28 protein-coding genes and 1 pseudogene are annotated in these 22,888 nt (G+C 39.4%); 16 read left to right on the plus strand and 13 right to left on the minus strand.

Going from position 1 to position 22,888, the window contains the following annotated elements:
- Window positions 1-76 precede the first annotated feature (76 nt).
- Together pgm and seqA are read right to left on the minus strand one after the other, a co-directional pair.
- On the minus strand, window positions 77-1,723 hold the full coding sequence (gene pgm, locus QQK05_RS17750) for a phosphoglucomutase (alpha-D-glucose-1,6-bisphosphate-dependent) (RefSeq protein ID WP_284301166.1): 1,647 nt from the start codon (window positions 1,721-1,723) through the stop codon (window positions 77-79).
- A 37-nt stretch (window positions 1,724-1,760) separates the two neighbouring features.
- Window positions 1,761-2,336, minus strand: a complete 576-nt coding sequence (gene seqA, locus QQK05_RS17755) for a replication initiation negative regulator SeqA (protein WP_284301168.1) — start codon at window positions 2,334-2,336, stop codon at window positions 1,761-1,763.
- A 216-nt stretch (window positions 2,337-2,552) separates the two neighbouring features.
- Here seqA and QQK05_RS17760 point away from each other — a divergent pair, with 216 nt between their 5' ends.
- The 7 genes from QQK05_RS17760 to QQK05_RS17790 all read left to right on the plus strand — a co-directional run bounded on the left by QQK05_RS17760 (window position 2,553) and on the right by QQK05_RS17790 (window position 7,900).
- Window positions 2,553-3,311, plus strand: coding sequence for an alpha/beta fold hydrolase (locus tag QQK05_RS17760; protein ID WP_284301170.1), 759 nt, complete (start codon window positions 2,553-2,555; stop codon window positions 3,309-3,311).
- A 130-nt stretch (window positions 3,312-3,441) separates the two neighbouring features.
- Entirely contained in the window at window positions 3,442-4,224 is a 783-nt protein-coding gene (locus QQK05_RS17765; RefSeq protein WP_284301172.1) for an SDR family NAD(P)-dependent oxidoreductase, read from the plus strand.
- Window positions 4,225-4,233: 9 nt separating this feature from the next.
- Window positions 4,234-5,226 carry an AraC family transcriptional regulator gene (locus QQK05_RS17770; RefSeq protein WP_284301175.1) on the plus strand — a complete coding sequence of 331 codons (993 nt, stop codon included), beginning with the start codon at window positions 4,234-4,236 and terminating at the stop codon, window positions 5,224-5,226.
- Between the two features lie 112 nt (window positions 5,227-5,338).
- Window positions 5,339-5,560, plus strand: coding sequence for a DUF2788 domain-containing protein (locus tag QQK05_RS17775; protein ID WP_284301178.1), 222 nt, complete (start codon window positions 5,339-5,341; stop codon window positions 5,558-5,560).
- A gap of 6 nt (window positions 5,561-5,566) precedes the next feature.
- Window positions 5,567-5,848: a LexA regulated protein gene (gene ybfE, locus QQK05_RS17780; protein WP_284301180.1), complete on the plus strand. Its 282-nt coding sequence runs from the start codon at window positions 5,567-5,569 to the stop codon at window positions 5,846-5,848.
- 26 nt (window positions 5,849-5,874) lie between these two features.
- Entirely contained in the window at window positions 5,875-6,402 is a 528-nt protein-coding gene (fldA, locus tag QQK05_RS17785; protein ID WP_284301183.1) for a flavodoxin FldA, read from the plus strand.
- A gap of 244 nt (window positions 6,403-6,646) precedes the next feature.
- Window positions 6,647-7,900 carry an N-acetylmuramoyl-L-alanine amidase gene (locus QQK05_RS17790; RefSeq protein ID WP_284301185.1) on the plus strand — a complete coding sequence of 418 codons (1,254 nt, stop codon included), beginning with the start codon at window positions 6,647-6,649 and terminating at the stop codon, window positions 7,898-7,900.
- Window positions 7,901-7,942: 42 nt separating this feature from the next.
- Here QQK05_RS17790 and QQK05_RS17795 read toward each other — a convergent pair whose 3' ends face one another.
- A complete protein-coding gene (locus QQK05_RS17795) occupies window positions 7,943-8,407 on the minus strand; it encodes a DUF4442 domain-containing protein (RefSeq protein WP_322790577.1) in 465 nt (154 codons plus the stop codon).
- A 184-nt stretch (window positions 8,408-8,591) separates the two neighbouring features.
- Here QQK05_RS17795 and fur point away from each other — a divergent pair, with 184 nt between their 5' ends.
- A complete protein-coding gene (fur, locus tag QQK05_RS17800; RefSeq protein WP_284301187.1) occupies window positions 8,592-9,035 on the plus strand; it encodes a ferric iron uptake transcriptional regulator in 444 nt (147 codons plus the stop codon).
- A gap of 130 nt (window positions 9,036-9,165) precedes the next feature.
- Here fur and glnS read toward each other — a convergent pair whose 3' ends face one another.
- Entirely contained in the window at window positions 9,166-10,836 is a 1,671-nt protein-coding gene (gene glnS, locus QQK05_RS17805) for a glutamine--tRNA ligase (protein WP_284301189.1), read from the minus strand.
- 176 nt (window positions 10,837-11,012) lie between these two features.
- On the opposite strand from glnS, the gene QQK05_RS17810 reads away from it, so the two are divergent.
- Complete coding sequence (locus QQK05_RS17810; protein WP_284301191.1) at window positions 11,013-11,996, plus strand: alkaline phosphatase D family protein; 984 nt, start codon at window positions 11,013-11,015, stop codon at window positions 11,994-11,996.
- 412 nt (window positions 11,997-12,408) lie between these two features.
- A complete protein-coding gene (locus QQK05_RS17815) occupies window positions 12,409-12,789 on the plus strand; it encodes a DUF3718 domain-containing protein (protein ID WP_284301194.1) in 381 nt (126 codons plus the stop codon).
- A 41-nt stretch (window positions 12,790-12,830) separates the two neighbouring features.
- On the opposite strand, the gene QQK05_RS17820 is transcribed toward QQK05_RS17815, so the two are convergent.
- From QQK05_RS17820 to QQK05_RS17835, 4 genes are all read right to left on the minus strand, one after another.
- Window positions 12,831-13,298 carry a VOC family protein gene (locus QQK05_RS17820; protein WP_284301196.1) on the minus strand — a complete coding sequence of 156 codons (468 nt, stop codon included), beginning with the start codon at window positions 13,296-13,298 and terminating at the stop codon, window positions 12,831-12,833.
- 71 nt (window positions 13,299-13,369) lie between these two features.
- Window positions 13,370-14,110, minus strand: coding sequence for a substrate-binding periplasmic protein (locus QQK05_RS17825; protein ID WP_284301198.1), 741 nt, complete (start codon window positions 14,108-14,110; stop codon window positions 13,370-13,372).
- Window positions 14,111-14,256: 146 nt separating this feature from the next.
- Entirely contained in the window at window positions 14,257-14,514 is a 258-nt protein-coding gene (locus tag QQK05_RS17830; protein WP_284301201.1) for a DUF2999 family protein, read from the minus strand.
- A gap of 129 nt (window positions 14,515-14,643) precedes the next feature.
- Window positions 14,644-14,946, minus strand: a complete 303-nt coding sequence (locus QQK05_RS17835; protein WP_284301203.1) for a hypothetical protein — start codon at window positions 14,944-14,946, stop codon at window positions 14,644-14,646.
- Between the two features lie 222 nt (window positions 14,947-15,168).
- Between QQK05_RS17835 and QQK05_RS17840 the strand changes: the two genes are divergently transcribed.
- A complete protein-coding gene (locus QQK05_RS17840; protein WP_284301205.1) occupies window positions 15,169-15,648 on the plus strand; it encodes an aminoacyl-tRNA deacylase in 480 nt (159 codons plus the stop codon).
- 44 nt (window positions 15,649-15,692) lie between these two features.
- On the opposite strand, the gene QQK05_RS17845 is transcribed toward QQK05_RS17840, so the two are convergent.
- The gene (locus tag QQK05_RS17845) at window positions 15,693-16,367 is read right to left on the minus strand and encodes a hypothetical protein (protein WP_284301208.1); all 675 of its coding nucleotides are present in this window, start codon (window positions 16,365-16,367) and stop codon (window positions 15,693-15,695) included.
- 212 nt (window positions 16,368-16,579) lie between these two features.
- On the opposite strand from QQK05_RS17845, the pseudogene QQK05_RS18705 reads away from it, so the two are divergent.
- Window positions 16,580-16,729: pseudogene (locus tag QQK05_RS18705) on the plus strand (VF530 family DNA-binding protein); the annotation flags it as partial.
- A gap of 3 nt (window positions 16,730-16,732) precedes the next feature.
- Entirely contained in the window at window positions 16,733-17,044 is a 312-nt protein-coding gene (locus QQK05_RS17850) for a VF530 family DNA-binding protein (protein WP_407704906.1), read from the plus strand.
- A gap of 94 nt (window positions 17,045-17,138) precedes the next feature.
- Here the strand turns inward: QQK05_RS17850 and QQK05_RS17855 are convergent, their stop codons facing one another.
- On the minus strand, window positions 17,139-17,327 hold the full coding sequence (locus QQK05_RS17855) for a hypothetical protein (protein WP_284301212.1): 189 nt from the start codon (window positions 17,325-17,327) through the stop codon (window positions 17,139-17,141).
- A gap of 311 nt (window positions 17,328-17,638) precedes the next feature.
- On the opposite strand from QQK05_RS17855, the gene QQK05_RS17860 reads away from it, so the two are divergent.
- Entirely contained in the window at window positions 17,639-19,048 is a 1,410-nt protein-coding gene (locus QQK05_RS17860) for a YdgA family protein (RefSeq protein WP_284301213.1), read from the plus strand.
- A gap of 53 nt (window positions 19,049-19,101) precedes the next feature.
- On the opposite strand, the gene QQK05_RS17865 is transcribed toward QQK05_RS17860, so the two are convergent.
- Complete coding sequence (locus QQK05_RS17865; RefSeq protein WP_284301215.1) at window positions 19,102-19,332, minus strand: glutaredoxin family protein; 231 nt, start codon at window positions 19,330-19,332, stop codon at window positions 19,102-19,104.
- Window positions 19,333-19,481: 149 nt separating this feature from the next.
- Here QQK05_RS17865 and QQK05_RS17870 point away from each other — a divergent pair, with 149 nt between their 5' ends.
- The gene (locus QQK05_RS17870; RefSeq protein WP_284301217.1) at window positions 19,482-19,712 is read left to right on the plus strand and encodes a DUF350 domain-containing protein; all 231 of its coding nucleotides are present in this window, start codon (window positions 19,482-19,484) and stop codon (window positions 19,710-19,712) included.
- Window positions 19,713-19,715: 3 nt separating this feature from the next.
- On the plus strand, window positions 19,716-20,552 hold the full coding sequence (locus QQK05_RS17875; protein ID WP_284301219.1) for a transglutaminase domain-containing protein: 837 nt from the start codon (window positions 19,716-19,718) through the stop codon (window positions 20,550-20,552).
- An 89-nt stretch (window positions 20,553-20,641) separates the two neighbouring features.
- Here the strand turns inward: QQK05_RS17875 and sucD are convergent, their stop codons facing one another.
- Both sucD and sucC read right to left on the minus strand, forming a co-directional pair.
- A complete protein-coding gene (sucD, locus tag QQK05_RS17880; RefSeq protein ID WP_284301221.1) occupies window positions 20,642-21,514 on the minus strand; it encodes a succinate--CoA ligase subunit alpha in 873 nt (290 codons plus the stop codon).
- Entirely contained in the window at window positions 21,514-22,680 is a 1,167-nt protein-coding gene (sucC, locus tag QQK05_RS17885) for an ADP-forming succinate--CoA ligase subunit beta (protein WP_284301223.1), read from the minus strand. Before sucC ends, sucD begins: the two co-directional genes overlap by 1 nt.
- Window positions 22,681-22,888: the final 208 nt, after the last annotated feature.

Raw genomic sequence — 22,888 nt, forward strand, 5'->3', positions numbered from 1 at the left:
TATTATGGCTGTCATTTTTACTTGCTGCATAAAGTAAAAAAGTCACTCGAAGTGACTTTTTTAAATGTTATATTAGTTAAACGTTCGCTTGTTTAAACAAATCATTAACTATCGCTTGAGCTTCATCAAAAATTTGCTCAAGATGCTTATCGCTTATAAAGCTTTCTGCATAAATCTTGTAAATATCCTCAGTACCCGATGGACGCGCTGCGAACCAGCCATTTTCCGTCGTTACTTTTAAACCACCGATAGCAGCATTGTTGCCTGGTGCATGGCTTAGTTTTTGTAAAATAGGTTCACCAGCTAAACTATCAGCTTTTATATCGTCAGGCGAAAGCGCCGTTAACACGGCTTTTTGATCTAATGTAGCTACCGCTTCTTTTCTTCCGTAACACGGTTCGCCTAATTCTTCAGCCAATTCTTGATAGTATTGATGTGGATCCTTTCCTGTAATGGCTAAAATTTCAGCCGCCAGTAACGTCATGACAAAACCATCTTTGTCTGTCGTCCAGCAACTGCCATCTTTTTGGATAAACGATGCACCTGCACTTTCTTCACCACCGAAAGCGTATTCACCCGTTTTTAAGCCATCAACAAACCATTTAAAACCAACAGGCACCTCAGACATTGGGCACTCTATTTGCTTTGCGACACGATCTATCATAGAGCTTGAAACCAGTGTCTTACCGACTTTTGCTGCAGCAGGCCAATCACGATGTGTCATTAAATAATGGATTGCGACAGCTAGGAAGTGATTTGGATTCATCAAGCCGCCAGACTTAGTCACGATGCCGTGGCGATCAAAATCAGGATCATTACCAACGGCTATATCAAAGTCGTCTTTCATGGCAATGAGTCCAGCCATCGCGTATGGCGATGAACAATCCATACGAATTTTGCCGTCTTTATCTAACGGCATGAAAGAGAAACTTGCATCTACCACTTGATTGACAACAGACAAATTGATGCCATATTGCTTAGCAATTTCTGGCCAGTACGCAATTCCAGAACCACCTAGAGGATCGACCCCTAGTTTAATTTTCGCCGTTGCAATTGCATTCATATCGACGACTTTATCAAGCTGACTGACATAGTGATTGATAAAGTTTTGTTTCTCTAACAACGGTGAAGCCATGGCATGAGAAAGATCAATTTGATTAACCGCATCCAAGCCCGCTTTAATCATCGCATTGGCATTAAATTCAATTTTTTTGGTGATTTCACCTTCTGCCGGGCCGCCGTGCGGAGGGTTATATTTGATACCGCCATCTGATGGAGGGTTGTGCGATGGCGTAATAATTAACCCATCCGCTAACTCACCACCTTGGCGGTTATAGTCAATGATCATTCGAGAAACAACAGGTGTTGGCGTAAAGCCTAAGTCGTCTTGAACCACCACTTTTACACCATTGGCAATTAAGACACTAATAGCAGAGCTAAACGCAGGCTCAGATAACGCATGGGTATCTTTACCTAGAAAAAGAGGACCAGAAATGCCTGCTTCTTTTCTGTAATCGCACACCGCTTGGCAAATCGCAAGAATGTGAGGTTCGTTAAAACTCGTTTTTTCTGCCGTACCGCGATGACCTGAAGTACCAAAGGTAACTTTCTGAGCAACGTCATCAACGTCTGGTTTTAATAGGTAGTAATCACTTACTAAGCGACCAATATTAATTCTATCTTCAGGACGAGCACTTTTACCTGCGTGCGGATGAACAGCCATGATTCTTTACCCTTTTCCTTTAGTTATTAAATTAGATTTATAGTAACTCTCTGATCTCTTCCGCTTCTTGAACGTTATACCCTAACGCGATTGCAACTTCTGTTAGCATCATTTTCTTGCGTGTTGTGTTTGAATTAGTAATCACCCAAAACGGACTATCTGGAATTTGGCGCGGTTTGGTACTACTGCCACTTTCCGCTAATTCTTCTTCACTCGTAGCAAAGTACAAACGATCACGGCCACGAATGTCATTTACGACAACAAACTGACTTTGATGAACACGATATAACGCAGCTAATATCAACAAGAAACGACCTACCGCACCACGTTGATGCGCTAACTCTTCTTTGTTGATGTAATTGAAAACACTTTCACCAGGCGCAACTTTAGCGACGGCTGGCTTTTCTTTTTTTGGTGCTACAACTTGATCATCTAATTCGGTTTTAGACTCAGTTTTTTCAGCAATAACTTCTTTTTCTTCAGAAGCTGGAGACGTATCTTGTGCAGATAACTCTAACAATCGCTTTAAGATCGATGAAGCACTTTCACCAATATATTGAGTATTACTTAAAATGTATTGATATAACTCGTCTTCAATTTCTATTGTTTTCATTTAATGCCTAGACAATGTTGCTCAAGATTCTGCGTGATTATACGTGGCAAAAAAAGAAGGTGCTAGCAAACCAAGCAATAAGTTAAATAATTTCATTTAACTGCTCACTAAATCATCAAGTAACGATCGTTCAACGATCAATAGTTGATTCCATATTGAATTATGAAGCTGATTTGAGGAAAATCTTCTTTAAACTTATCTGAAGGCCAGCGAGACGTGCTCAATTACAAACAAAGTGGCAGTGGTAGCCATATTATATTAATTCATGGTTTATTCGGTTCAATGGAAAACCTTAATATGGTAGCCAAGGGCCTAACCGATAATTATTGCGTGACAAGTGTAGATGTGAGAAATCATGGAAGCTCTTTTCACAAGAATGATATGAATTATCCTAGCCTAGCCAATGACGTTATAGAGTTAATGGATCAGTTAGCTATTGAAAAAGCCCATATTCTAGGGCATTCAATGGGCGGAAAAATTGCAATGGAGTTAGCATTAACTTACCCTCAACGGGTTGATAAGTTAATCGTTGCCGATATTGCGCCTATTCAATATCCAGCCCACCATCAACAAATTATCAATGGTTTAAAAGCTATCGACTTCTCTCATGTTACAAGCCGAAAAGACGCAGACGCTCAACTTGCAGCCTACGTGGAAGAAGCCTCAGTACGCGCTTTTTTACTGCGTAATTTAGCTGTGACCGACGGCCGTTATCATTTTAAATGTGCACTTGATTACATCGACAATTGCTATAGCCAAATTATGGCGGCTTACCTTGGTGACAATCAATTTCTTGGTCAAACCTTGTTTATCAAAGGTGGTAACTCGACTTATATTACCGCAGAACACCGTGAGCGAATCAATGAGCTGTTTCCTAATGTAGCCGCTAAGATTATTCAAGGTGCTGGCCACTGGTTACACGCAGAAAAAACGACTGCCTTCAATAAAATTGTTCGTGACTTCCTAGAAAAGTAATATATTTCAAACACTAAGATAACAAATACAGATATTGGCACGCATTGCTAGCACGGTGGCACGCTTTGCTAGTGATTATCTATTCGTACTCTTTTAGAATTTCCTCATCAATTTTGACGAGGAAATTTTTATGCACACATCACAAGCCACATTAATTACAGGCGCTTCGAACGGTATTGGTCTTGAGCTAGCAAAATTGCAAGCGCAGCAAGGAGCCAATTTAGTGTTAGTTGCTCGTAGTAAAGATAAGCTGAATGCGCTAAAAAATGAGCTTGAAGCAAAGCACAATATTTCAGTATACGTTGTAGTAGAAGACCTATCTGATCCTACAAGTGCCCAACGTATATTTGACAATACCCAGACTCACGGAATCGCAATTAATACTCTCATTAATAACGCTGGGTTTGGTGGACACGGAAAATTTGCTGAACGAAATCTAAATGACGAATTAAATATGATGCAAGTGAATATGGCGACACTGACTCAACTAACGCATCTGTATTTGCAGCCAATGTTAAAAGCGAATACAGGAAAAATTCTAAACGTATCATCTACGGCATCGTTTATTCCAGGCCCTTTACAGGCGGTATATTACGCAACAAAAGCCTATGTCACTTCATTCTCACAGGCATTAAGCGAAGAGCTATCAGATACAGGAGTTACGGTGAGCGTCTTATGTCCTGGCGCAGTAAGCACAGGCTTTGTTAAGGCGGCAAACCTTGATGGTAATGATTTATGGAAGAACGCTAAAACGCCTGCTTCTGTTGCTAAGATTGCACAAAAAGGCATGGACCAAGGCAAGCTAATTATTTTTAACGAAAAAGCGTTGGAGTTTATGCTGAACTGGGTCACGCCATTACTACCGAGACGCATGTTGTTAAAAATATCTAGAAAAACCATGGAAATTAGTTAAGCTAGCCCAATGAAACGCGCAACAAAATTCTCTTTTTCTCCTAGCTGGCAAGTGCTATTACAAGATATGGAAATAGATATTCCATTGGCGGTAAAACTTGCTGGCCTACCACTTAATATTTTAACGCGAGAAAAACCAACATTAACAAGTGAGCAATACTTTCGATTTATGGAAGCAATCTCACTCGCAGCACCTCATAAAGAAGTTCCCCTTTTAGTTGCGGAACATCTATCAACGGAAGCGTTTGACCCCGCATTTTTTGCTAGCTTATGTAGTAAAAACTTTACACAAGCTGTCAAACGCATTGCAAACTACAAACCCTTAATTGGACCTATGTTTTTAAACATAATTGAGGACAGCGACCGAACAAAGATTGAGATTCATTGCTACGGTGTTGATGATTTGCCACGCGATGTCGCACTATGCGAATTAACCTTCTTTACTCAGCTATTTCGAATAGCGACGCGCCACGACATTATCCCCTTGAATGTTACAACGCCCAAATTACCCAAAGATATTGCGGCATATCAAGACTATTTTGGTTGTTCATTGGAAGAAGCTAACACGGTTAGCTTAACGTTTTCTGCACCTGATATGGCAAAACCATTTGCTACACAGAACAATCAAATGTGGCAGTATTTCGAAGGTCAATTAAACCAACGATTAGAAAACCTGAACCAAGATGCCACGACAAGCCAAAAAGTGAAAGGCGTTTTACTTGAAGCAATCCCAAGTGGGGAGTACTCGGTAGAGACTGTCGCAATGCAATTACATATGAGTAAGCGTACACTTCAACGTAAGCTCAGTTTAGAAAAAGCGAATTTCAAGGATATATTGCAAGAAGTACGGATCGAACTTGCAGACCACTACTTAGAAAAATCTACACTGCCACTAAGTGAAATATCTTTCCTTCTTGGCTTCCATGAAGCTAATTCATTTATTCGTGCTTACCAGCACTGGAAAGGGGTAAGCCCAGGTAGCTACCGAGAACAACATCACTAACCTATGAACTAGCACAATAAAATGGTGTTTTTTTAACAAAAACTTGACCTCTATAGATGTGTTTAATATGCCCTTATGCTATAGTGCGCCGTGAATTTTTGAAGGTGGCGCTATGTTAGCAGAATATTTAGAAGTTATTGAAGCTGTAGGCTTGAATTTATTTTTTGCTTTTATCTTTATTTTCATAGGGTTATCTATTCACGACGTAATGAAAAAGAACGACGTTCCAAAAATGGGCCAGATGGTAGTTTACTTCGTACTGGTGCTAGGTTGTGTCGGTTTTATTGCGAAAGGTCTTATCCAGTTTTTCTGGGAAAGCCAAGGAATTGGTTAGTAGTTCATGGCAAAAGAAGTTTCAGACGTAACAACAATTGATCTGTTTTCAGACGAAAAGCGCCCGGGTCGTCCTAGAACAAATCCGCACTCTCGTAGTGTTCAGGTTAAGATCAATAAGCGTAATCAGGTTAAGCGTGACAAACAACGAGGCTTGAAACGTGTCGAATTTAAGATGCATCAAAGTTTATTTGAAAAGCTTGATGCGATGGCGCAAGAGCAAAATGTTAGCCGTGGCGAATTAATCGAGTCGATATTAGCAAAAACGCTAGCGACTGATGAATGTTAAAATTTTAGTTTAAAAGGTAAAACTTAATGGCAATTGTAGGTTTATTCTTTGGTAGCGATACAGGTAACACTGAAGCTGTAAGTAAAATGATCCAAAAGAAACTAGGCAAAAAACTAGTTGACGTTAAAGATATTGCGAAAAGCACAAAAGAAGAAATCGCTGAATTTGATTTAATTATCTTAGGTATTCCAACATGGTACTACGGTGAAAACCAATGTGACTGGGATGACTTTTTACCTGATTTAGAAGAAATTGATTTTACAGATAAGCTTGTTGCTATTTTCGGTTTAGGTGATCAAGAAGATTACGCAGAATACTTCTGCGATGCAATGCAGCCACTTCGTGATATTGCAGAATCAAAAGGTGCAATCATTGTTGGTAACTGGTCAACTGAAGGTTACGAATTCGAAGCATCTAAAGCGCTTGTAGACGACAACACGTTTATCGGCTTGTGTATCGATGAAGACCGCCAACCGGAGTTGACTGAAGAGCGTGTAGACAAATGGGTCAACCAAATTTATGACGAAATGTGTTTAGCTGAATTAGCTGACTAATATACTACGTCACATATTTTTTAGAAGAAGGGCTAGGTTGAAAAACCTAGCCCTTTTTGTTTTACATTCACTAACACATCACAATCGCAATTATCTGAAACCTATGGTAAAAGTTAATAAAATTTTTCATTAAAGATCATGGGTAGCTACTTTGACAGTTCAACTAACATATCGTCACAACCAATTTTCTAATTTGGTGACGAGCTATTGCCTTGTTTTTAGTTTGCTCTTGGTTTCGTTTCCCATGTGGGCAAGTAATCAAGTGACCAATGTTAGGGTGTGGCCTACACCTGAAAGCACACGCGTAGTGTTCGACATCAGTGATAAGCCGAACTATAAATATTTCACTTTATCCTCACCAGAACGCTTAGTTATTGATTTTTATGACAGTAAGTCAAAAATCAATTTCAAAAATATTATCAGCAATGATAAGCGAATTACCAAGATCCGTACGAGTAAGCCCAAAAACAAACAATCAATGCGTGTTGTCTTTGAACTAGCTGCTAACTATCAATTTTCAGTATTTCCTATTGCACCTGCAGGACAATATGGCGACAGATTAGTTATCGATATTGTTGATAACAAACAGTTGGCTGATGTAGAGCCAATCAAAGACGCAAACAGAAATAAAAACATTGTTGTCGCGATTATTGCTGGCCATGGCGGCGATGATCCTGGCTCTATAGGCTATCGGGGTACATACGAAAAAGGTGTCACACTAACTATTGCTAAAAAGCTGGCAAAACTCATTGAAAAAGATCATTACATGCAATCGGTGATGTTACGAGAAGGCGACTATTATGTGACCCATGCACAAAAACCTAAACTCGCTCGTCGACATCAAGCTGACTTGTTAATTTCTATTCATGCAGACGCGTTTACTTCACCAAAACCTAGTGGCGCTTCAGTGCTTGTTCAGTCAACAAAAAGGGCTAACTCAGAATTCACTCGAATGATAAAAAATCGAGAAAAAACATCAGAATTACTTGGCGGTGCAGGTCAAACAATCAAACATACCAAAGATTCCAACCTAGCGATCGCATTGGCAGATATGACGAAAGATCACACAATGAAAAGTAGCTATGAGTTTGCAACAGATGCCCTTGCTGAATTGAAAAAAGTAACAAAGCTTCATAAGAAAAAGCCAACGGGCCTTAGCTTAGCCGTATTGAAAGCACCTGATATCCCTTCTGTGTTAATTGAAACAGGCTTTATCTCCAATCCAAACGATGAGAAAAACTTGAATAATCCGGTACACCAAGACAAATTAGCCAATGCAATCTATCAAGCGGTAAGAACCTATTTTAACCGAACACCACCTAGAGGAACCTTGCTTGCTTCGACTCAACTTATCGAGCATCAAGTTAACAGTGGCGAATCATTATCCTTGCTGGCTAGCCGTTACAAGGTTTCAGTAAAAAGTATAAAAGAAATGAATAATCTGCGTTCCAATACTATTCATATCGGTCAAGTACTGAAAATAGATAGACCTCAATAGCGTGTAAACCCATCAACAGTCTACACGCCGTCGTCTAATCTGCTATTTACGTTGTTTTTTTCGTATGTACAAAGTACGCATGACCTTTGCGACGATCTCACCCTTTTCATCTTTAATATAAACAGGAAGTTCAGGTAAGTATTTGTCACCATTAGCGGTATGTTTTGCAATATCCGCAAGGAGCTCATCAGTTAATACAAAATCGGCATAAACACGTCCGCGACCTGGTTTAATAAAATCGATATCGGCGTATTTATCCCAAATAATGTAGTCTTTACCGAGTCTTGCCATCAACATCATCATATAGAAGGGATCTGTCAGGGAAAATAACGCCCCACCAAAAATACTACCTACGCCATTTCTATTCCATGCACTTAATCTCATCGAGGCTCTCGCCTGCCTAAAATCATCGGATATAGAAACCAACTTAATACGGGAAAAAAACATTGGTGGCCAAAAATTGATAAATAATTTAAATACCCACGCTTTGGAAAACATTAAATTCATGAAAAAACCCTAAACTCATCGTACCAGTAGATTATCCCAGATTTTTATGATAAAACGCAAAGATTAATCACTTATATCGATAGAAATAACAAAAAATATTACTTGAGTATTTAACTAGGGCTTTCATCATTGCAGATAAAACTCTATAATTTTCTACAGTATTTTTATAACAACCAAAGTATTTATGCCTGATCAAAATGAAGAATTAAAACGCGCTGGCCTAAAAATCACGTTACCGCGAGTAAAAATATTAAGTATTTTACAGTCACCTGATAATCAACATATCAGCGCTGAAGATGTTTATAAGATTTTACTAGAGCAAAATGAAGAGATTGGCTTGGCAACTGTTTACCGCGTCTTAAACCAATTTGATGATGCAGGTATTGTTACGCGTCATCACTTTGAAGGCGGTAAATCAGTATTTGAGTTGTCGCACAAAAAGCATCATGATCATCTGGTTTGCTTAAAGTGTGGAAAAGTTGTTGAGTTTGAAGATGATGTTATTGAGCAGCGTCAGCTAGATATTGCTAAATCTCACAACATAAAGCTAACAAACCACAGCTTATACCTTTACGGTGAATGTGAAGACGAAGAGGCTTGCGAGTCTTATCGTAAATCACACCAATAAAACAGGTTATCTATTATAGGCGCTTGAGGCGCCTATTTTTTTCTCTGCAACTCGCCCACTGAGCAGTTGAAGATAACAAAAAAGCCAGCAATGCTTGCTGGCTTTTTTACTTTACATTTATAACTGTAGGCTAACCTGAAATTTTAGCCCATGTATCACGCAAACCAACGGTACGGTTAAACACCAGCTTTTCAGCTGTTGCATCTTTATTATCTAAACAAAAATAACCTTGACGCTCAAACTGGAAAGCTTGCTCTGCTTTAGCGGTTGCTAAATATGGCTCTACTTTGGCATTATTGATCACAACTAATGATTCTGGGTTAATTACGCTGTGGAAATCATCCGCCGCGCCCGGATTTTCCACGGTAAACAAACGATCATACAAGCGAACTTCTGCATCAATAGCTTGCGCTTCACTCACCCAGTGAATAACACCTTTTGGTTTAGTACCATCTTCCGGGTTCTTACCTAACGTATTAGGGTCATACGTACAATATACCGTTGTTACATTTCCATCAGCATCCTTGTCACAGTGGGTTGCTGTAACAACATAGGCACCACGTAATCGTACAGCTTTACCAATCACCAAACGCTTGTACTTTTTGTTTGCTTCTTCTCTAAAATCTTCAGCTTCAATTAATAACTCTCTAGAAAACGGTACAACGCGAGTGCCTTGACTGTCATCACTTGGATGATTCTTAACAGTCAATTCTTCAACTTTAGCTTCGTCATAGTTTTCTATTACAAGCTTAATAGGATCTAATACCGCCATTGCTCGTGGAGCATTGTCGTTTAAGTCTTCACGAATACAAGCCTCTAATACGCCCATTTCAACCGTATTATCCATTTTGGTAACACCAATACGCTTTGCAAATTCACGAATTGACGCAGGTGTATAGCCACGACGTCTGAAGCCAGCAATCGTTGGCATGCGCGGGTCATCCCAACCATTGACTAAGTTTTCTTCAACAAGCGTGTTTAATTTACGCTTACTCATCACCGTATATTCGAGGTTTAAACGAGAAAACTCATATTGACGAGGGCGAGATTCAATTGAAATATTGTCAATGACCCAATCGTATAAACGGCGGTTATCTTGGAACTCTAATGTACATAATGAATGCGTAATATTTTCAATCGCATCAGATATACAATGAGTGAAGTCATACATTGGGTAGATGCACCACTTATCGCCCGTTTGATGATGATGAGCAAATTTCACACGATAAATAACAGGGTCACGCATACACATAAAGCTTGATGCCATATCAATCTTAGCGCGTAGCGAGCACTCGCCTTCTTTAAACTCGCCGTTTTTCATTTTCTCAAACAAGGCTAAGTTTTCTTCAACTGGAGTATCACGGTAAGGACTGTTTTTTCCTGGTTGCTTCAAAGTACCACGGTACTCACGCATTTCCTCACCATTCAAGAAACACACATACGCTAGGCCTTTTTCAATTAACTCAACCGCATAGCCATGTAACTTATCAAAATAGTCTGAAGAATAACGAATGTCACCAGCCCACTCAAAACCCAACCATTTTACGTCTTCTTGGATTGAGTTAACGTAATCGATATCTTCTTTTTCAGGGTTGGTGTCGTCAAAACGTAAATTACATAATCCCTGGTAATCTTGAGCGATACCAAAGTTTAAGCAAATAGACTTTGCATGACCGATATGTAAATAGCCATTTGGCTCGGGTGGGAAACGCGTTTGCACTCCCGTGTGTTTACCGCTTGACAGGTCAGCATCAATAATTTGACGAATAAAATTTGTTGGACGGTTTTCTGCTTCCGACATCCACGCAACCTCAAAAAATGTGAAATAAGATTTTTATTAATCCAGCATTATAACAACAGTTAGGCATCTGATATAGTCATTAAAACTGAATATTGTGTTAATCTTACTGACTTAATTAACTCGTAAGATATCTCATTGTCATTAAAGCTTCACAGACGCTTCAAAAAAGGAAAAGTATGTTAAGAAGTATTGCCTTGTTTCTGGCACTAATCATATCGGCAGGTGCCAACGCTAAACCAGTTGAGAAAATTTATTTTGGCTCTTGTGCAAAGCAACATAAGCCCTTGGCTATATTTGATGCAATCAATAAAGATGACCCTGACGTGTTTATTTTCCTTGGTGACAACATTTACAGCTCATATTTTGGCATTGATGAAATGCCACTCCAATATCAAATGCTTAGTGAGCATGAAGGATTTCAAAAACTACGCAGACAAAGTGATGTTGTCGCCATATGGGATGATCATGATTATGGCCAGGGTGATGGCGGTAAACATTTTGAGCACAAGGAAATAAGCAGAAAGATCATGCTCGATTTTTGGCAAGAGCCAAAAGATTCGGCGAGATATACGCAAGATGGTATCTACACCTCATACTTATATGGTGAGGGTGACAATACCGTACGAGTAATTTTACCTGACTTACGTTGGAATCGGGACAACCTACACAAAGTTGATGACGATACCCGTAAAAAAGAACGCACACCTAAATTCATGGGGCCTTACCTACCCTCACCAAACACCGAAGATCAATTACTTGGCGAACAGCAATGGCGCTGGCTAGAAGCTGAACTGAAAAAGCCAGCTAAGATCAAAGTCATTGGTTCTGGCATTCAATTACTGAACGAGTTTTCTGGGTGGGAAACATGGGCAAACTTTCCTCATGAACGCAAACGTCTTTTAGATTTTATTGCGAAAGAAAAAATCAATGGCGTTATCTTCGTTTCAGGTGACACGCACTTTGGAGATGTATCTCGCGTATCTGATGAAGTCCCTTACCCATTATGGGAAATAACGAGCTCAGGGTTGAGTGAGAAATGGAAAGAAGTTAGCCCAAACAAACATCGAATAGGTAACGGCGTCAACGTCGTTAATTACGGTTTTATCGAAATTGATTGGGAACAAGAAGACCCAATCATCAACATGGGATTACGTGGATAAGCTGGCGAGACCATAAAACGGTTCACATTACCACTATCAAAACTTCAAGCCTTTTAACCTAGTTAAGGAGCGTTATGAGAAAAGTCTAACGCTCCTATTTGGCCTTCAAGCTCATTTATCACCCTATTTTTTTATTCCGAATGTTGCAAATTGTGATTTCCAACAAACTTCTGACATAACTTACTCAACAAGGTTACTCGCAATTTAATCATCAAGTTTTTGTAATCTGTACAATAAATAACAACAAGGATGACATTCTTAATATATTCACCTCTTCAAAAAGCTTTACAAGTCGACACACCCAGACATTTTTTATTTGTCATTATTATCTTAAGGAAAGGAATTAAGATGCATTAGCGGTTGGTACACGCATCAAAAGTAACGCAGGATAGTCAGACTCAAAAGGAGTGATATGATGAAAAAGTTAATGTTAATCGGTTCGTTAATCGCTGTATGTACTTCGGCAAGCGCAAGTCCATTTACCTTTGTAGCAGCAGACAAATCAGAGGAAACGAAATTATGTGTGCTCGCCGTCAGTAACCAGCTCAAGGCATTAAAGCAATCGCTGCGCCGATATGGCGACTATGGAGTAACACACACAATTAATGCAATTAAATGTAATGACCAATCACTAGCAAAATTCGCACATAATTATTACGCAGTAGATACGTTCACTTATTTAAATAAACGTTCGCATAATAGTAATAGAGTCAATGCTCGAGTAACCATCAGTGATATTGCACAAGCATCGATAAAGCCTATCACTGTGTATATCTCAGCAGCACCGAACTAAGCGTTTTAAGTAATAGAGCAAAAAAAACTGTGGTGCAAAAACTACGCTTGGCTGGCGATAAAGTCGGCCATTCGTTGGTTTAGTTGCTCTTCGGTTAAGTCTTCTTTATGTGTAGCCAATACCCAAATATGGCCAAACGGGTCCTTTAATGTTCCAGTTCTATCGCCATAGAATTGATCTTGAACTGGCCTAATTATTTCGCAGCCGACATCAACCGCTTGTTGAAACAAAATATCAACATCTTCGGTATATACCATCATAGAAGTTGCTGAACCACCTAAGGTCAGTGGACTATCAAACCCCTCTTCATCACACTCTTCACTCAACATGAACGGTGAATTACCGATTGTCATTTCAGCATGCGCGACATTACCATCAGGCATGTTCAACACTAACATTACCTGAGCAGAAAACGCTTCTTGATAGAATGATAATGCCTCTTTAGCGCCTTTTATGACTAAATAAGGCGTAATTGAATGGTAGCCTTCAGGTATTGGTTTAACACTCATGTTTTTGTTTCCTTTTCTCTTGACGTTCCGTTTTGTTTCACATTATTTAACTAGCTGACTACCTTGCCCGCCTAACGAGCAGTTCTCAGAGCTCTTCGAATAACAAACCTCTCTGCTTCATCAATTAACTTGGCTAGCTCACCGTTTTGTTTTAGTCGTCTGATTTCTTTGTCGACTAGCGGGACAAGATGTTGATGATCTTTATGAATATAGTGATATAAATCTAACCTAGCAAGCACCTTGCCCGTCGGAATAATATTATCGTAGCCAAATTTTGCAATGAGGAGCTGACCATCAAATGCATTCGTTAAAACAGCATCTACTCGCCCATTCCTTAATAAGGTAAACATTCGTTTCGTGTTGTTAACTTCATATACACCTTTTAAGCCACGCGTAATATTATCAGTATGTTTAACGCCTCTTACCTTACTCAAATGGTACTTCGCTAAATCGGCTTTACCTTCAATAACAACATCTCTACCTCTTAGAATAAATGGCATCGTTTCTAAGTAATAATAAGGGGTTGGAACGCGCACGGTGTTGGTGTTTTCATCGCCATATGTCCATATACGCATAATTTCACCTGCTTTTTCGCCAGAAAAAGCCTTGTGCTGAGCACGTGGAGCTGGCAATGGCTCTATAGCGATCTCGATACCTATATTTTCATAAATCTTAGGTAACACACGACGACCCACTTCCTGTTCAATCAGTAATTCGATAGATGCAAAGTTATAATCAGCGCAATAACTGACAGGTGTGACGAGTAATGCTGAGCATAATATGGCTAACGTTATGCTAAAAAACGGCTTCATATACAACTTCGGTAAATACAGATAATGTTAACTATAGCACCTACGGCTATATTTAGCGGGATTCACGCACCGCATCTTCTGCAGAACCACAACAAAAAAGCCCAGTGTTTTACCACTGGGCTTTTTTATGAAGAAAGTTATTTGCACTACTTCTGTTCGTCCAACGTTCGTTTTGCCTGTTCAACCGCTGACATATCCAATCCTAATTCAGCAACGGCTTCTTTAATCAGGGCCGGGTTAGTCATTACCTGCATCATTACCGGTTGTAATTGCTCTGGCGGTATGCCCAAATTGCCAATAGTCGCCATCGCCATCAACGGATTTTGAGTGAGCTCGGTAAAAATCTCATTGATTTGCTGATCTGAAATATTGTTTTCTTTTAATAACTCAATAATTGGATTCATACTATCTAGGTGATAAATTAAATTGTGGCTGCATTATAAAAGATAAAAATATTTTGCGCAGTGTTTGTTTTAGCAATAAAAAACCACAATAACCTTGGCCATTGTGGTTTATAGATACGCCATGCTGATTTACTTGTTAGCAGCGATTAATACATCGGACTCTGGCGTAAATGATTTAACTTGTATTAAGCTTTGTGCCGGAAAATACTTTATTGTTGAAAACGCATCAGCCTTTGGTTCAATTTGTTTTCGAGCAAGCTGATCAAAAAAATCGTCTTTTTTGCTGTGAAGTTCGATTGTCTTAACCATGCAATCACTATTTACGGCCTTCGACTCTAAATCCATGCATTGCCAAATATCTGACTTATCTGCTGCTAGTGTTACTTGACTAAAACTTAAGATGGTAACCGCAGCAAGTATACTTTTATACATGTATAACCTCCTTAAAATGCTTACATTTTCATATTAGCAAACAACCGCGAAAACCACCTAGCATATTTTTATGACAAGTTTATGACAACAATCAAAATAATTTTGCAGTCGGCAAATTACGCCGTTAATTCAAATCATAAACCGCACAATACATGGCGTACGTAGCAATTTAGCCAAGATCACCTAAACTATATTTGAGTGCTCTGACCGAGGAGGTTGGTGATGACAATTGCAAACAGATTAAATTCATTTTTAAACCAGCACAATGTGCAATATGAAGTTATTGGACATAGACCTAGCCATAACTCAATAGATTCAGCAATGCGTGCTGAAGTACCGGTAAATCAAGTTGCTAAGGCTGTTATTTTAGAAAGCCACGAAGGACGTAAACTAATGGCTGTGCTTCCCGCCAATAATAAGATCAGTCTATCACGCATCAATAGCAAAATGATGGGCGAATATCATTTGGTAAAAGAGAATGAGATTCGTCATATGTTTAAAGACTGTGAGTTCGGTGCAATTCCACCCGTTGGCTACGCATATAACGTTAATGTCGTCTTTGACGATAAATTGGACGAGCTGAGTCATGTTTACATTGAGGCAGGAGACCACAAATCTTTGCTAAGGCTATCGAAAACTGACTTTATCCGACTAATGAGCAGTGCCAAGCATTCGCGCTTTAGCGATGAAGTTTATCATTAGTTAATAAAGGCGCTTTCCTAAGCGCCTTTACCTTCAATAAACCACTAGATATGAATAATTAAAAACTCGCAGTTAAACTCCCCCAAAGGTGAGATGTTCGCAATCGGTTTAAAAACATCAGCAGGCCTATCACCGTAAGGAGTCTCTCTTACTTCTTTATGGAGGCGGTAGGCATGTTTTGCCATATCAGCGGGAAATAACGTCAACATTGTTCCGTCAAAAGAGTATTCACCATTTAGTTTAATGAGTACTTCATCGTAGTGGTTGTTTTCGTACTCTAAGACAAACTTATTGTTATCATTAAACAAGATTGTCGCCCCAGAACTGGTTTTACAATATTGAGTTCGTAAATAGGGTGGCATAGGTTGCTCTAGTTGATTAGGATTCTTTAAATAGATTCCAACATCATTTTTAGAATAGAAGTGCTGCCCTTGAGCAAATCGAAATTCGGTTGCAGTACCAAACCCCGCATCGATAAGTTGCTGATTGATATATCGATAAAAATCCTGATCACTAAACGCCGGATTCAGCGCTATCGCAACATTTGGGAACTCATTTGGCACTCGAACATCAGGTCGTTCAACAGTATAACCTTGTTGAACAAGTGAATCTTTTAAATGATTAATTTCATCTTCTGAATAGCCTTGATTATACAGGTGGATGGTCTTAGTTGAGCATCCACAAATTATTAGCAACAGTGCAACGCATAACAGTCGCATAACGCCCTAAAATCCTTTTTTAATATATTGATTTAAAATGAGAATATTAAATTTGCTTTAACAAAGAAAGTCACTTATCGAGTTTATGGCATCTAAAATTGTTACTAAATAATTTTCTCAATAGCGACGAGTTAACATAACGAGTTATTATCAATACACACTTATATCGCATATAATAGTGCTCATTACTCATTTAATGTATTGTTGCCTTTGTGACTAGTCATAACCCATACGAAAACAACCCCCTCCACGGAACAAGCTTATCTACAGTTTTAAGTGAACTTGTCGAGCATTATGGCTTCCCTATTCTTTACGCGTATTTGAATATTAATTGCTTTAATAAAAATGCGAGCATTGAAGCTAGTATGAAGTTTTTAAAAAAGACGCAATGGGCGCGAGAAAAAGTAGAATCATTTTACTTATATCAATATAAGAACCTACCACGCGCTAATGACATAGAATTTGAAAAGCCACCAAGAGAGCGTATTATTCCTGAAGGAATTAAACCTAAAGCACCAGCGGAACTCAGTTTTACTGATGCAGCAATCCTGAAAAAGAAACGCGAAGAAAAAGCAAAAAATCACAATAAAAAACGTTCAAAGCCGCAAAAAACCTACACAAAAAGATCAACGGCAGGCACTAACAAAATTGACCCATGGGCAGATTACCGTGAATAAAGAACAACATTACTTTGCAGGTTAGCCGACCCTCAACACAAAAAAGCAGCTCCCAGCTGCTTTTTTGTAATTACCCAATGTGACCAAATAAATATTAGTTGTACCCTAGAATATAATTCGCCTCCTCATCATTGATTACCTCATCTACGTTATCGATTGAAACATCTCTAATTGCATAATCACGAATATTTAAGAACGTCGTGTGATTTGCTCTACCAAAGCGCATTTTATCGCCTGCGCTACGTGAATCTATCTGTTGTTTTTCAAAGCCACTGATATCCATACTACACCTCACTCTTGGATTTTGAACTTCGATAATACAATTGCAGGACTAATGCCAAGAACCCCCAACCCCATTAACCTATTGTATTTATTAAGATTACACTGAACCCCCTGTTAGGATAGCGCCAAACCTTACTCGCAATTCATCAGTAAATTCGCATTTTGCAAGGCAATAAGCATTGCTAATATTAGGGTTAGACACCATTCACCAGAGGTTACTTTCTACTCAATAAAACCAATGGTTTAAACTCCAGTTTGAGTGTGTGATAATAAACTTCAGGAAAAATAATAGTTTATAAAGGGACTTAACAAATGAAAAAGTTTGCTTTAACTGCATCCGCGTTCGCCGTTGCAGCCGTTTTGATTACACCTAAATTCATTTCAACTAAAGTTGAAAGCCAGCTAGAACAAGCTGTAGAACAAATAAATTCCGCATATGGTTATAAAGCTGAGATTGCAAATCGCCAGAGCAATTGGTTTAACACACAAGCGACGATCAAAATATCTGTAAACACAGAAGAGCTTGGTATTGATACCGATAATCAAGATGCTGAAGAGTTTTTCGTTAACTTTGAGGTAAACGCTGAACATGGCCTGATCATGCCATCGGCGAAAAACAAGGTTGGCCTCTTAGATATGTCGGTCACTATGGTGGCGGAAAACTTGCGAGAACATCTTGATTGGCCCGCCGATAAACCGCTCTACCAAACTCAAGTTAATACATCACTTACTGGAGCAACGCTCTTTAAGGATGCTATTACTCCTTTTAGTATGACAGATGTAGAAAATGGCATAGAGTTAAATTACCAAGGTTATACTGGATCTGGTTCATTTATTGATGGCGAAATAGCCTATATTGGTAACTCAAAGCCATTACATGTTATCGCCGATGATAGCGATATCACCGTGTCAGGAATTGCAGTAGACATGACAGCTCAGGCGAGCCTAGCAGAGATTTTCCAAGGTAACATGTACGATTCGGAAACTAACTTCAAAATTGAATCTATTGTTGCTAAAGCCCACTCAGGAGCGGAAAAAGCAACAATTAAAAATATACTGATTGATGCAATAACCAAAGTACAGCCGGAAAACGGAACAGCAAGTATCGAAATTGGTTATGGCATCGATAGTATTGATGCAGAAGATGAGAGCGTTAAAGACCTCGCGCTGAATATTCAGGTTAACAATATTAGCAACGAGTTTATCGAGGCGTATCAGCAAAACCAGCAAGTATTCACACAAGGTTCTGATGAAGAAATTCAAGCAAACATTATGAAGTTCGCTCAAAACAACCTTCTTGCATTGCTAAAAGCTAACCCTGAAATTAATATCACTAAACTTCAAGCAACATTTGATGATGGCTCGATAGTCAGCCACATGAATTCGAGCATTCAAGGCATAGAGCAACTACCTAATATTGCTGAAAATCCAATGTTTTGGTTAAACCATGTTATTGCAAATGGTGAACTGAAGGGTGATGAGAGTGTTATTGAACGTTTTGCTGTGAATCAGGTGGTGTCTCAAATCAAAGCCAATCCGAATGCAGCGAATATGACAGAAGAAGAGATAATGAATATCGCACAACAGCAGGTACCCCATTTACTTCAAAACTTTATCCAGCAAGGTTTAATCGTTAAAACAGATACGGGCTACCAAACCAAGTTTGACATGGTTAACAGTGCGCTGAAGGTCAATGATGTTCAAATACCATTGCCGTTCTAATAATTAGTAACCAAAAAGAAAAAGCGCCGATTGGCGCTTTTTTTATGAATCGTTTAACCGGCACCGTAGATTTTTTTGAAGTTTTTCAGGTTCCATCCAATCATGACTTCATTACCAATCTTTAATACAGGAACAGAGCGCGCACCAATAGCATCAAGCTCTTTCCTTCCTCGTTGCATCTTTGCATTGGTTAATCGATACTGAATACCGTTATCATCCAAGTACTTTTTCGCCTCACGGCAGTGAGGACATTTATCAGAGATATATAAAACTACTCGTTTCATTTCAAATCCAGAACACGTTATAAACGAACGACATTTTACTGAATTTGGTGACATAAAGGAATCAAAGACCCTATTTCAAGTAACCTTGCCATTTTCACTATCATGTAAAATTGGTTATGATGAAAAAAACAATAAAAAGTAGGAATATCATGGAGTTTGATTTTTTTAGTGCGAGTTTAATTAACTTAGCCATCAACATTTCGTACACACTTATCTCACTGGTAGTTGCCGTGTATGCACTCATTCTAATCGATAAAAAATTATTAAAAGGCGTCGACATTCAACAAGAGCTTAAAAACAACAATTTGGCTGTAGCCATATTTGCTTCTTCTATTATGCTTTTTGTCGCCATAATAATCAGCTTCGGACTACAGTCTTAACCTATGAAGAAGGTTATTCCTTTTCTTTTGTTTGGCGCGATCTTTATTATAGGCAAGTTCGACAAGGAGCCAGTCAAGGACGAATTTGATCAGCGTTTGCTCTGGCAAGCGCAATCAGCCCAGAAGAATATTAGTAGCTATTTTACGACTAACAGCTATCAACGCGGAACAATTTATGCGACGACCGAAGACTATCAATTATCTGAACGCAAAATGCATAAAGTTGTTGAGCACCATGCAAAAGGAAATCCCGCAAAAGTATCCTATATCATCAAATGGAAAGACTCTCAGGATAATGTAATCAACCTAAGTGCACTTGGAGTTGACTGGAAGCATCACTTTGCCAATAGTTACCTCGTTGGTTTCAAACCATTTAGTGTAGATAATCTTTGGTTACCCTTATATGCAATTGCACAATTAAAGACGTATGAAACAGACTCTGACCAATATCGTACAAATGAGCTATGGCAGAATTCGGCACAAGCCTACGCTAGCCCGAGAGGAGATTGTGAAGATCACGCTATCATTCTGGCTGATTGGCTGATATCAGAAGGAGTAGATGCCAGAGTTGTAGGTGGGAAATATAAAGGAGGTGGTCACGCATGGGTGCTTGCAATTATTGATGATCAAGAGTTTATCCTTGAAGCAACAAGCAAACGCAAGACCAAGAATTGGAATCATTACCCTCTCGCTAAATTAGCCAAGGATTACCACCCTGAGTTTATGTTTAACCGAGAGCAGTTTTGGGTAAATACGAATCGCAAACTAATCGACGATTATCGCGGTGAACATTGGCAAATAACGAGTACGTATAAAAAACTAGCGAGCAAACCTTTATAGGCTTATCCAATGCCTTAATCATGTATCAAATGACAGCAACAAAAAAGGTCGCTTTCGCGACCTTTTCAAGATTCAGATAAGTAATTAAATTACCAACCAGTCTTTTCTTTTAACGCCGTACCGATGTCAGCTAAAGAGCGAACTGTTTTAACACCAGCAGCTTCTAATGCTTTGAATTTGTCGTCAGCAGTACCTTTACCACCAGCGATGATTGCACCAGCGTGACCCATACGCTTACCAGCAGGTGCAGTTACACCAGCAATGTAAGATACTACAGGCTTAGATACGTTCGCTTTGATGTACTCAGCAGCTTCTTCTTCTGCAGTACCACCGATCTCACCAATCATTACGATTGCTTCAGTTTGTGGATCGTTTTCGAACATTTCTAATACGTCGATGAAGTTAGTACCTGGGATTGGGTCACCACCAATACCAACACATGAAGATTGACCAAAACCAGCGTCAGTTGTTTGCTTAACTGCTTCGTAAGTTAATGTACCTGAACGAGATACGATACCTACTTTACCTGGCTTGTGGATGTGACCTGGCATGATACCGATCTTAGATTCGCCCGGAGTGATAACACCTGGACAGTTAGGACCAATCATGCGTACGCCAGTCTCTTCAAGCTTAACTTTAACGTCAAGCATATCCATCGTTGGGATACCTTCAGTAATCGTAACGATTAACTCGATACCAGCATCGATAGCTTCTAAGATAGCATCTTTACAGAAAGGAGCTGGAACGTAGATAACTGTCGCTGTTGCGCCAGTTGCTTCTACAGCTTCACGAACTGTGTTGAATACAGGAAGACCTAAGTGCTCTTGGCCGCCTTTACCTGGTGATACACCACCAACCATTTGCGTACCGTATGCGATAGCTTGCTCTGAGTGGAAAGTACCTTGACCACCAGTGAAACCTTGACAGATAACTTTAGTATCTTTGTTAATTAATACAGACATTATTTGCCCTCCGCAGCAGCTACTACTTTCTCAGCAGCGTCTTTTAACGATTCAGCAGCAATAACATTTACGTCAGAGCTTGCTAATACTTCACGGCCCGCTTCAGCGTTTGTACCTTCTAAACGTACAACTACCGGAACTTCAACGCCTACTTCTTTAACAGCAGCGATGATACCTTCAGCGATCATGTCACAACGAACGATACCACCAAAGATGTTAACTAATACTGCAGATACGTTGTCATCAGATAAGATGATCTTGAATGCTTCAGCTACACGCTCTTTAGTAGCGCCGCCACCAACATCTAAGAAGTTAGCTGGCTTACCGCCGTGTAAGTTAACAATATCCATTGTACCCATTGCAAGGCCAGCACCGTTAACCATACAACCAACGTTACCGTCTAACGCTACGTAGTTTAATTCCCACTGAGCAGCGTGAGCTTCACGCTCATCTTCTTGTGAAGGATCGTGCATTGCGCGGATTTTTGGTTGACGGTATAAAGCGTTTGAGTCAACGCCAATTTTGCCGTCTAAACAGTGAAGGTTACCTTCATCTGTGATAACAAGAGGGTTGATTTCTAACAAATCGAAATCGTGGTCAGTAAACATGTTACCTAAGCCCATGAAGATTTTAACAAATTGCTTCATTTGAGTTGGGTTTAAGCCAAGTTTGAAACCTAATTCACGAGCTTGGTAAGCTTGTGGACCTACTAATGGGTCAATCGCAGCTTTGTGAATTAAGTGAGGAGTTTCTTCAGCAACTGTTTCGATGTCTACACCGCCTTCAGTTGATGCCATGAATACAACGCGACGAGTACCACGGTCTACAACAGCGCCAAGGTATAATTCGTTAGCGATGTCTGTGCAGCTCTCTACTAAGATTTTAGCTACAGGCTGACCATTTGCGTCTGTTTGGTAAGTAACTAAGTTTTTACCTAACCAGTTCTGTGCGAAGTCTTTGATTTCTTCTTTAGTCTTAACTAGCTTAACACCGCCAGCTTTACCACGGCCACCGGCGTGAACCTGTGCCTTAACAACCCACATATCGCCACCGATTTTGTCGGCAGCCTCGGCAGCTTCTTGAGGTGTATCGCAAGCATAACCCTCAGAAACTGGTAAACCATATTCAGCGAATAATTGTTTCGCTTGATACTCATGCAAATTCATGGCGTTTCCCAATGATTTTATTGAAATGAAGCCAGTATAATTATTCAACGATCATAGCTGAGTAAAAACACTAACCCTGTTATAAATTGGCTCGAATTATATCCATTATAGGCGCTAGTTAAAACCCCTAAAGTATCATTTAATTACGCTTAACGGCATTTGTGACAAAAAACCTCACAAAACGTGGTTTTTTCGCGTTTAGACTTTA

This window comes from Thalassotalea loyana (assembly GCF_030161435.1).
In the GTDB taxonomy this organism is placed as follows: Bacteria; Pseudomonadota; Gammaproteobacteria; order Enterobacterales; family Alteromonadaceae; genus Thalassotalea_G; species Thalassotalea_G loyana.

Coding starts and splice junctions, on each gene's coding strand:
- QQK05_RS17850 (WP_407704906.1), top strand. CDS start 16,733: ATGAAGTTTTTAAAAAAGACGCAATGGGCGCGAGAAAAAGTAGAATCA.
- QQK05_RS17855 (WP_284301212.1), bottom strand. CDS start 17,327: ATGGATATCAGTGGCTTTGAAAAACAACAGATAGATTCACGTAGCGCA.
- fur (WP_284301187.1), top strand. CDS start 8,592: ATGCCTGATCAAAATGAAGAATTAAAACGCGCTGGCCTAAAAATCACG.
- QQK05_RS17820 (WP_284301196.1), bottom strand. CDS start 13,298: ATGAGTGTTAAACCAATACCTGAAGGCTACCATTCAATTACGCCTTAT.
- QQK05_RS17795 (WP_322790577.1), bottom strand. CDS start 8,407: ATGAATTTAATGTTTTCCAAAGCGTGGGTATTTAAATTATTTATCAAT.
- pgm (WP_284301166.1), bottom strand. CDS start 1,723: ATGGCTGTTCATCCGCACGCAGGTAAAAGTGCTCGTCCTGAAGATAGA.
- QQK05_RS17865 (WP_284301215.1), bottom strand. CDS start 19,332: ATGAAACGAGTAGTTTTATATATCTCTGATAAATGTCCTCACTGCCGT.
- QQK05_RS17770 (WP_284301175.1), top strand. CDS start 4,234: ATGAAACGCGCAACAAAATTCTCTTTTTCTCCTAGCTGGCAAGTGCTA.
- QQK05_RS17860 (WP_284301213.1), top strand. CDS start 17,639: ATGAAAAAGTTTGCTTTAACTGCATCCGCGTTCGCCGTTGCAGCCGTT.
- QQK05_RS17845 (WP_284301208.1), bottom strand. CDS start 16,367: ATGCGACTGTTATGCGTTGCACTGTTGCTAATAATTTGTGGATGCTCA.
- sucD (WP_284301221.1), bottom strand. CDS start 21,514: ATGTCTGTATTAATTAACAAAGATACTAAAGTTATCTGTCAAGGTTTC.
- QQK05_RS17870 (WP_284301217.1), top strand. CDS start 19,482: ATGGAGTTTGATTTTTTTAGTGCGAGTTTAATTAACTTAGCCATCAAC.
- ybfE (WP_284301180.1), top strand. CDS start 5,567: ATGGCAAAAGAAGTTTCAGACGTAACAACAATTGATCTGTTTTCAGAC.
- QQK05_RS17835 (WP_284301203.1), bottom strand. CDS start 14,946: ATGTATAAAAGTATACTTGCTGCGGTTACCATCTTAAGTTTTAGTCAA.
- fldA (WP_284301183.1), top strand. CDS start 5,875: ATGGCAATTGTAGGTTTATTCTTTGGTAGCGATACAGGTAACACTGAA.
- seqA (WP_284301168.1), bottom strand. CDS start 2,336: ATGAAAACAATAGAAATTGAAGACGAGTTATATCAATACATTTTAAGT.
- QQK05_RS17810 (WP_284301191.1), top strand. CDS start 11,013: ATGTTAAGAAGTATTGCCTTGTTTCTGGCACTAATCATATCGGCAGGT.
- QQK05_RS17875 (WP_284301219.1), top strand. CDS start 19,716: ATGAAGAAGGTTATTCCTTTTCTTTTGTTTGGCGCGATCTTTATTATA.
- glnS (WP_284301189.1), bottom strand. CDS start 10,836: ATGTCGGAAGCAGAAAACCGTCCAACAAATTTTATTCGTCAAATTATT.
- QQK05_RS17790 (WP_284301185.1), top strand. CDS start 6,647: ATGTGGGCAAGTAATCAAGTGACCAATGTTAGGGTGTGGCCTACACCT.
- QQK05_RS17825 (WP_284301198.1), bottom strand. CDS start 14,110: ATGAAGCCGTTTTTTAGCATAACGTTAGCCATATTATGCTCAGCATTA.
- QQK05_RS17765 (WP_284301172.1), top strand. CDS start 3,442: ATGCACACATCACAAGCCACATTAATTACAGGCGCTTCGAACGGTATT.
- QQK05_RS17775 (WP_284301178.1), top strand. CDS start 5,339: ATGTTAGCAGAATATTTAGAAGTTATTGAAGCTGTAGGCTTGAATTTA.
- sucC (WP_284301223.1), bottom strand. CDS start 22,680: ATGAATTTGCATGAGTATCAAGCGAAACAATTATTCGCTGAATATGGT.
- QQK05_RS17815 (WP_284301194.1), top strand. CDS start 12,409: ATGATGAAAAAGTTAATGTTAATCGGTTCGTTAATCGCTGTATGTACT.
- QQK05_RS17830 (WP_284301201.1), bottom strand. CDS start 14,514: ATGAATCCAATTATTGAGTTATTAAAAGAAAACAATATTTCAGATCAG.
- QQK05_RS17840 (WP_284301205.1), top strand. CDS start 15,169: ATGACAATTGCAAACAGATTAAATTCATTTTTAAACCAGCACAATGTG.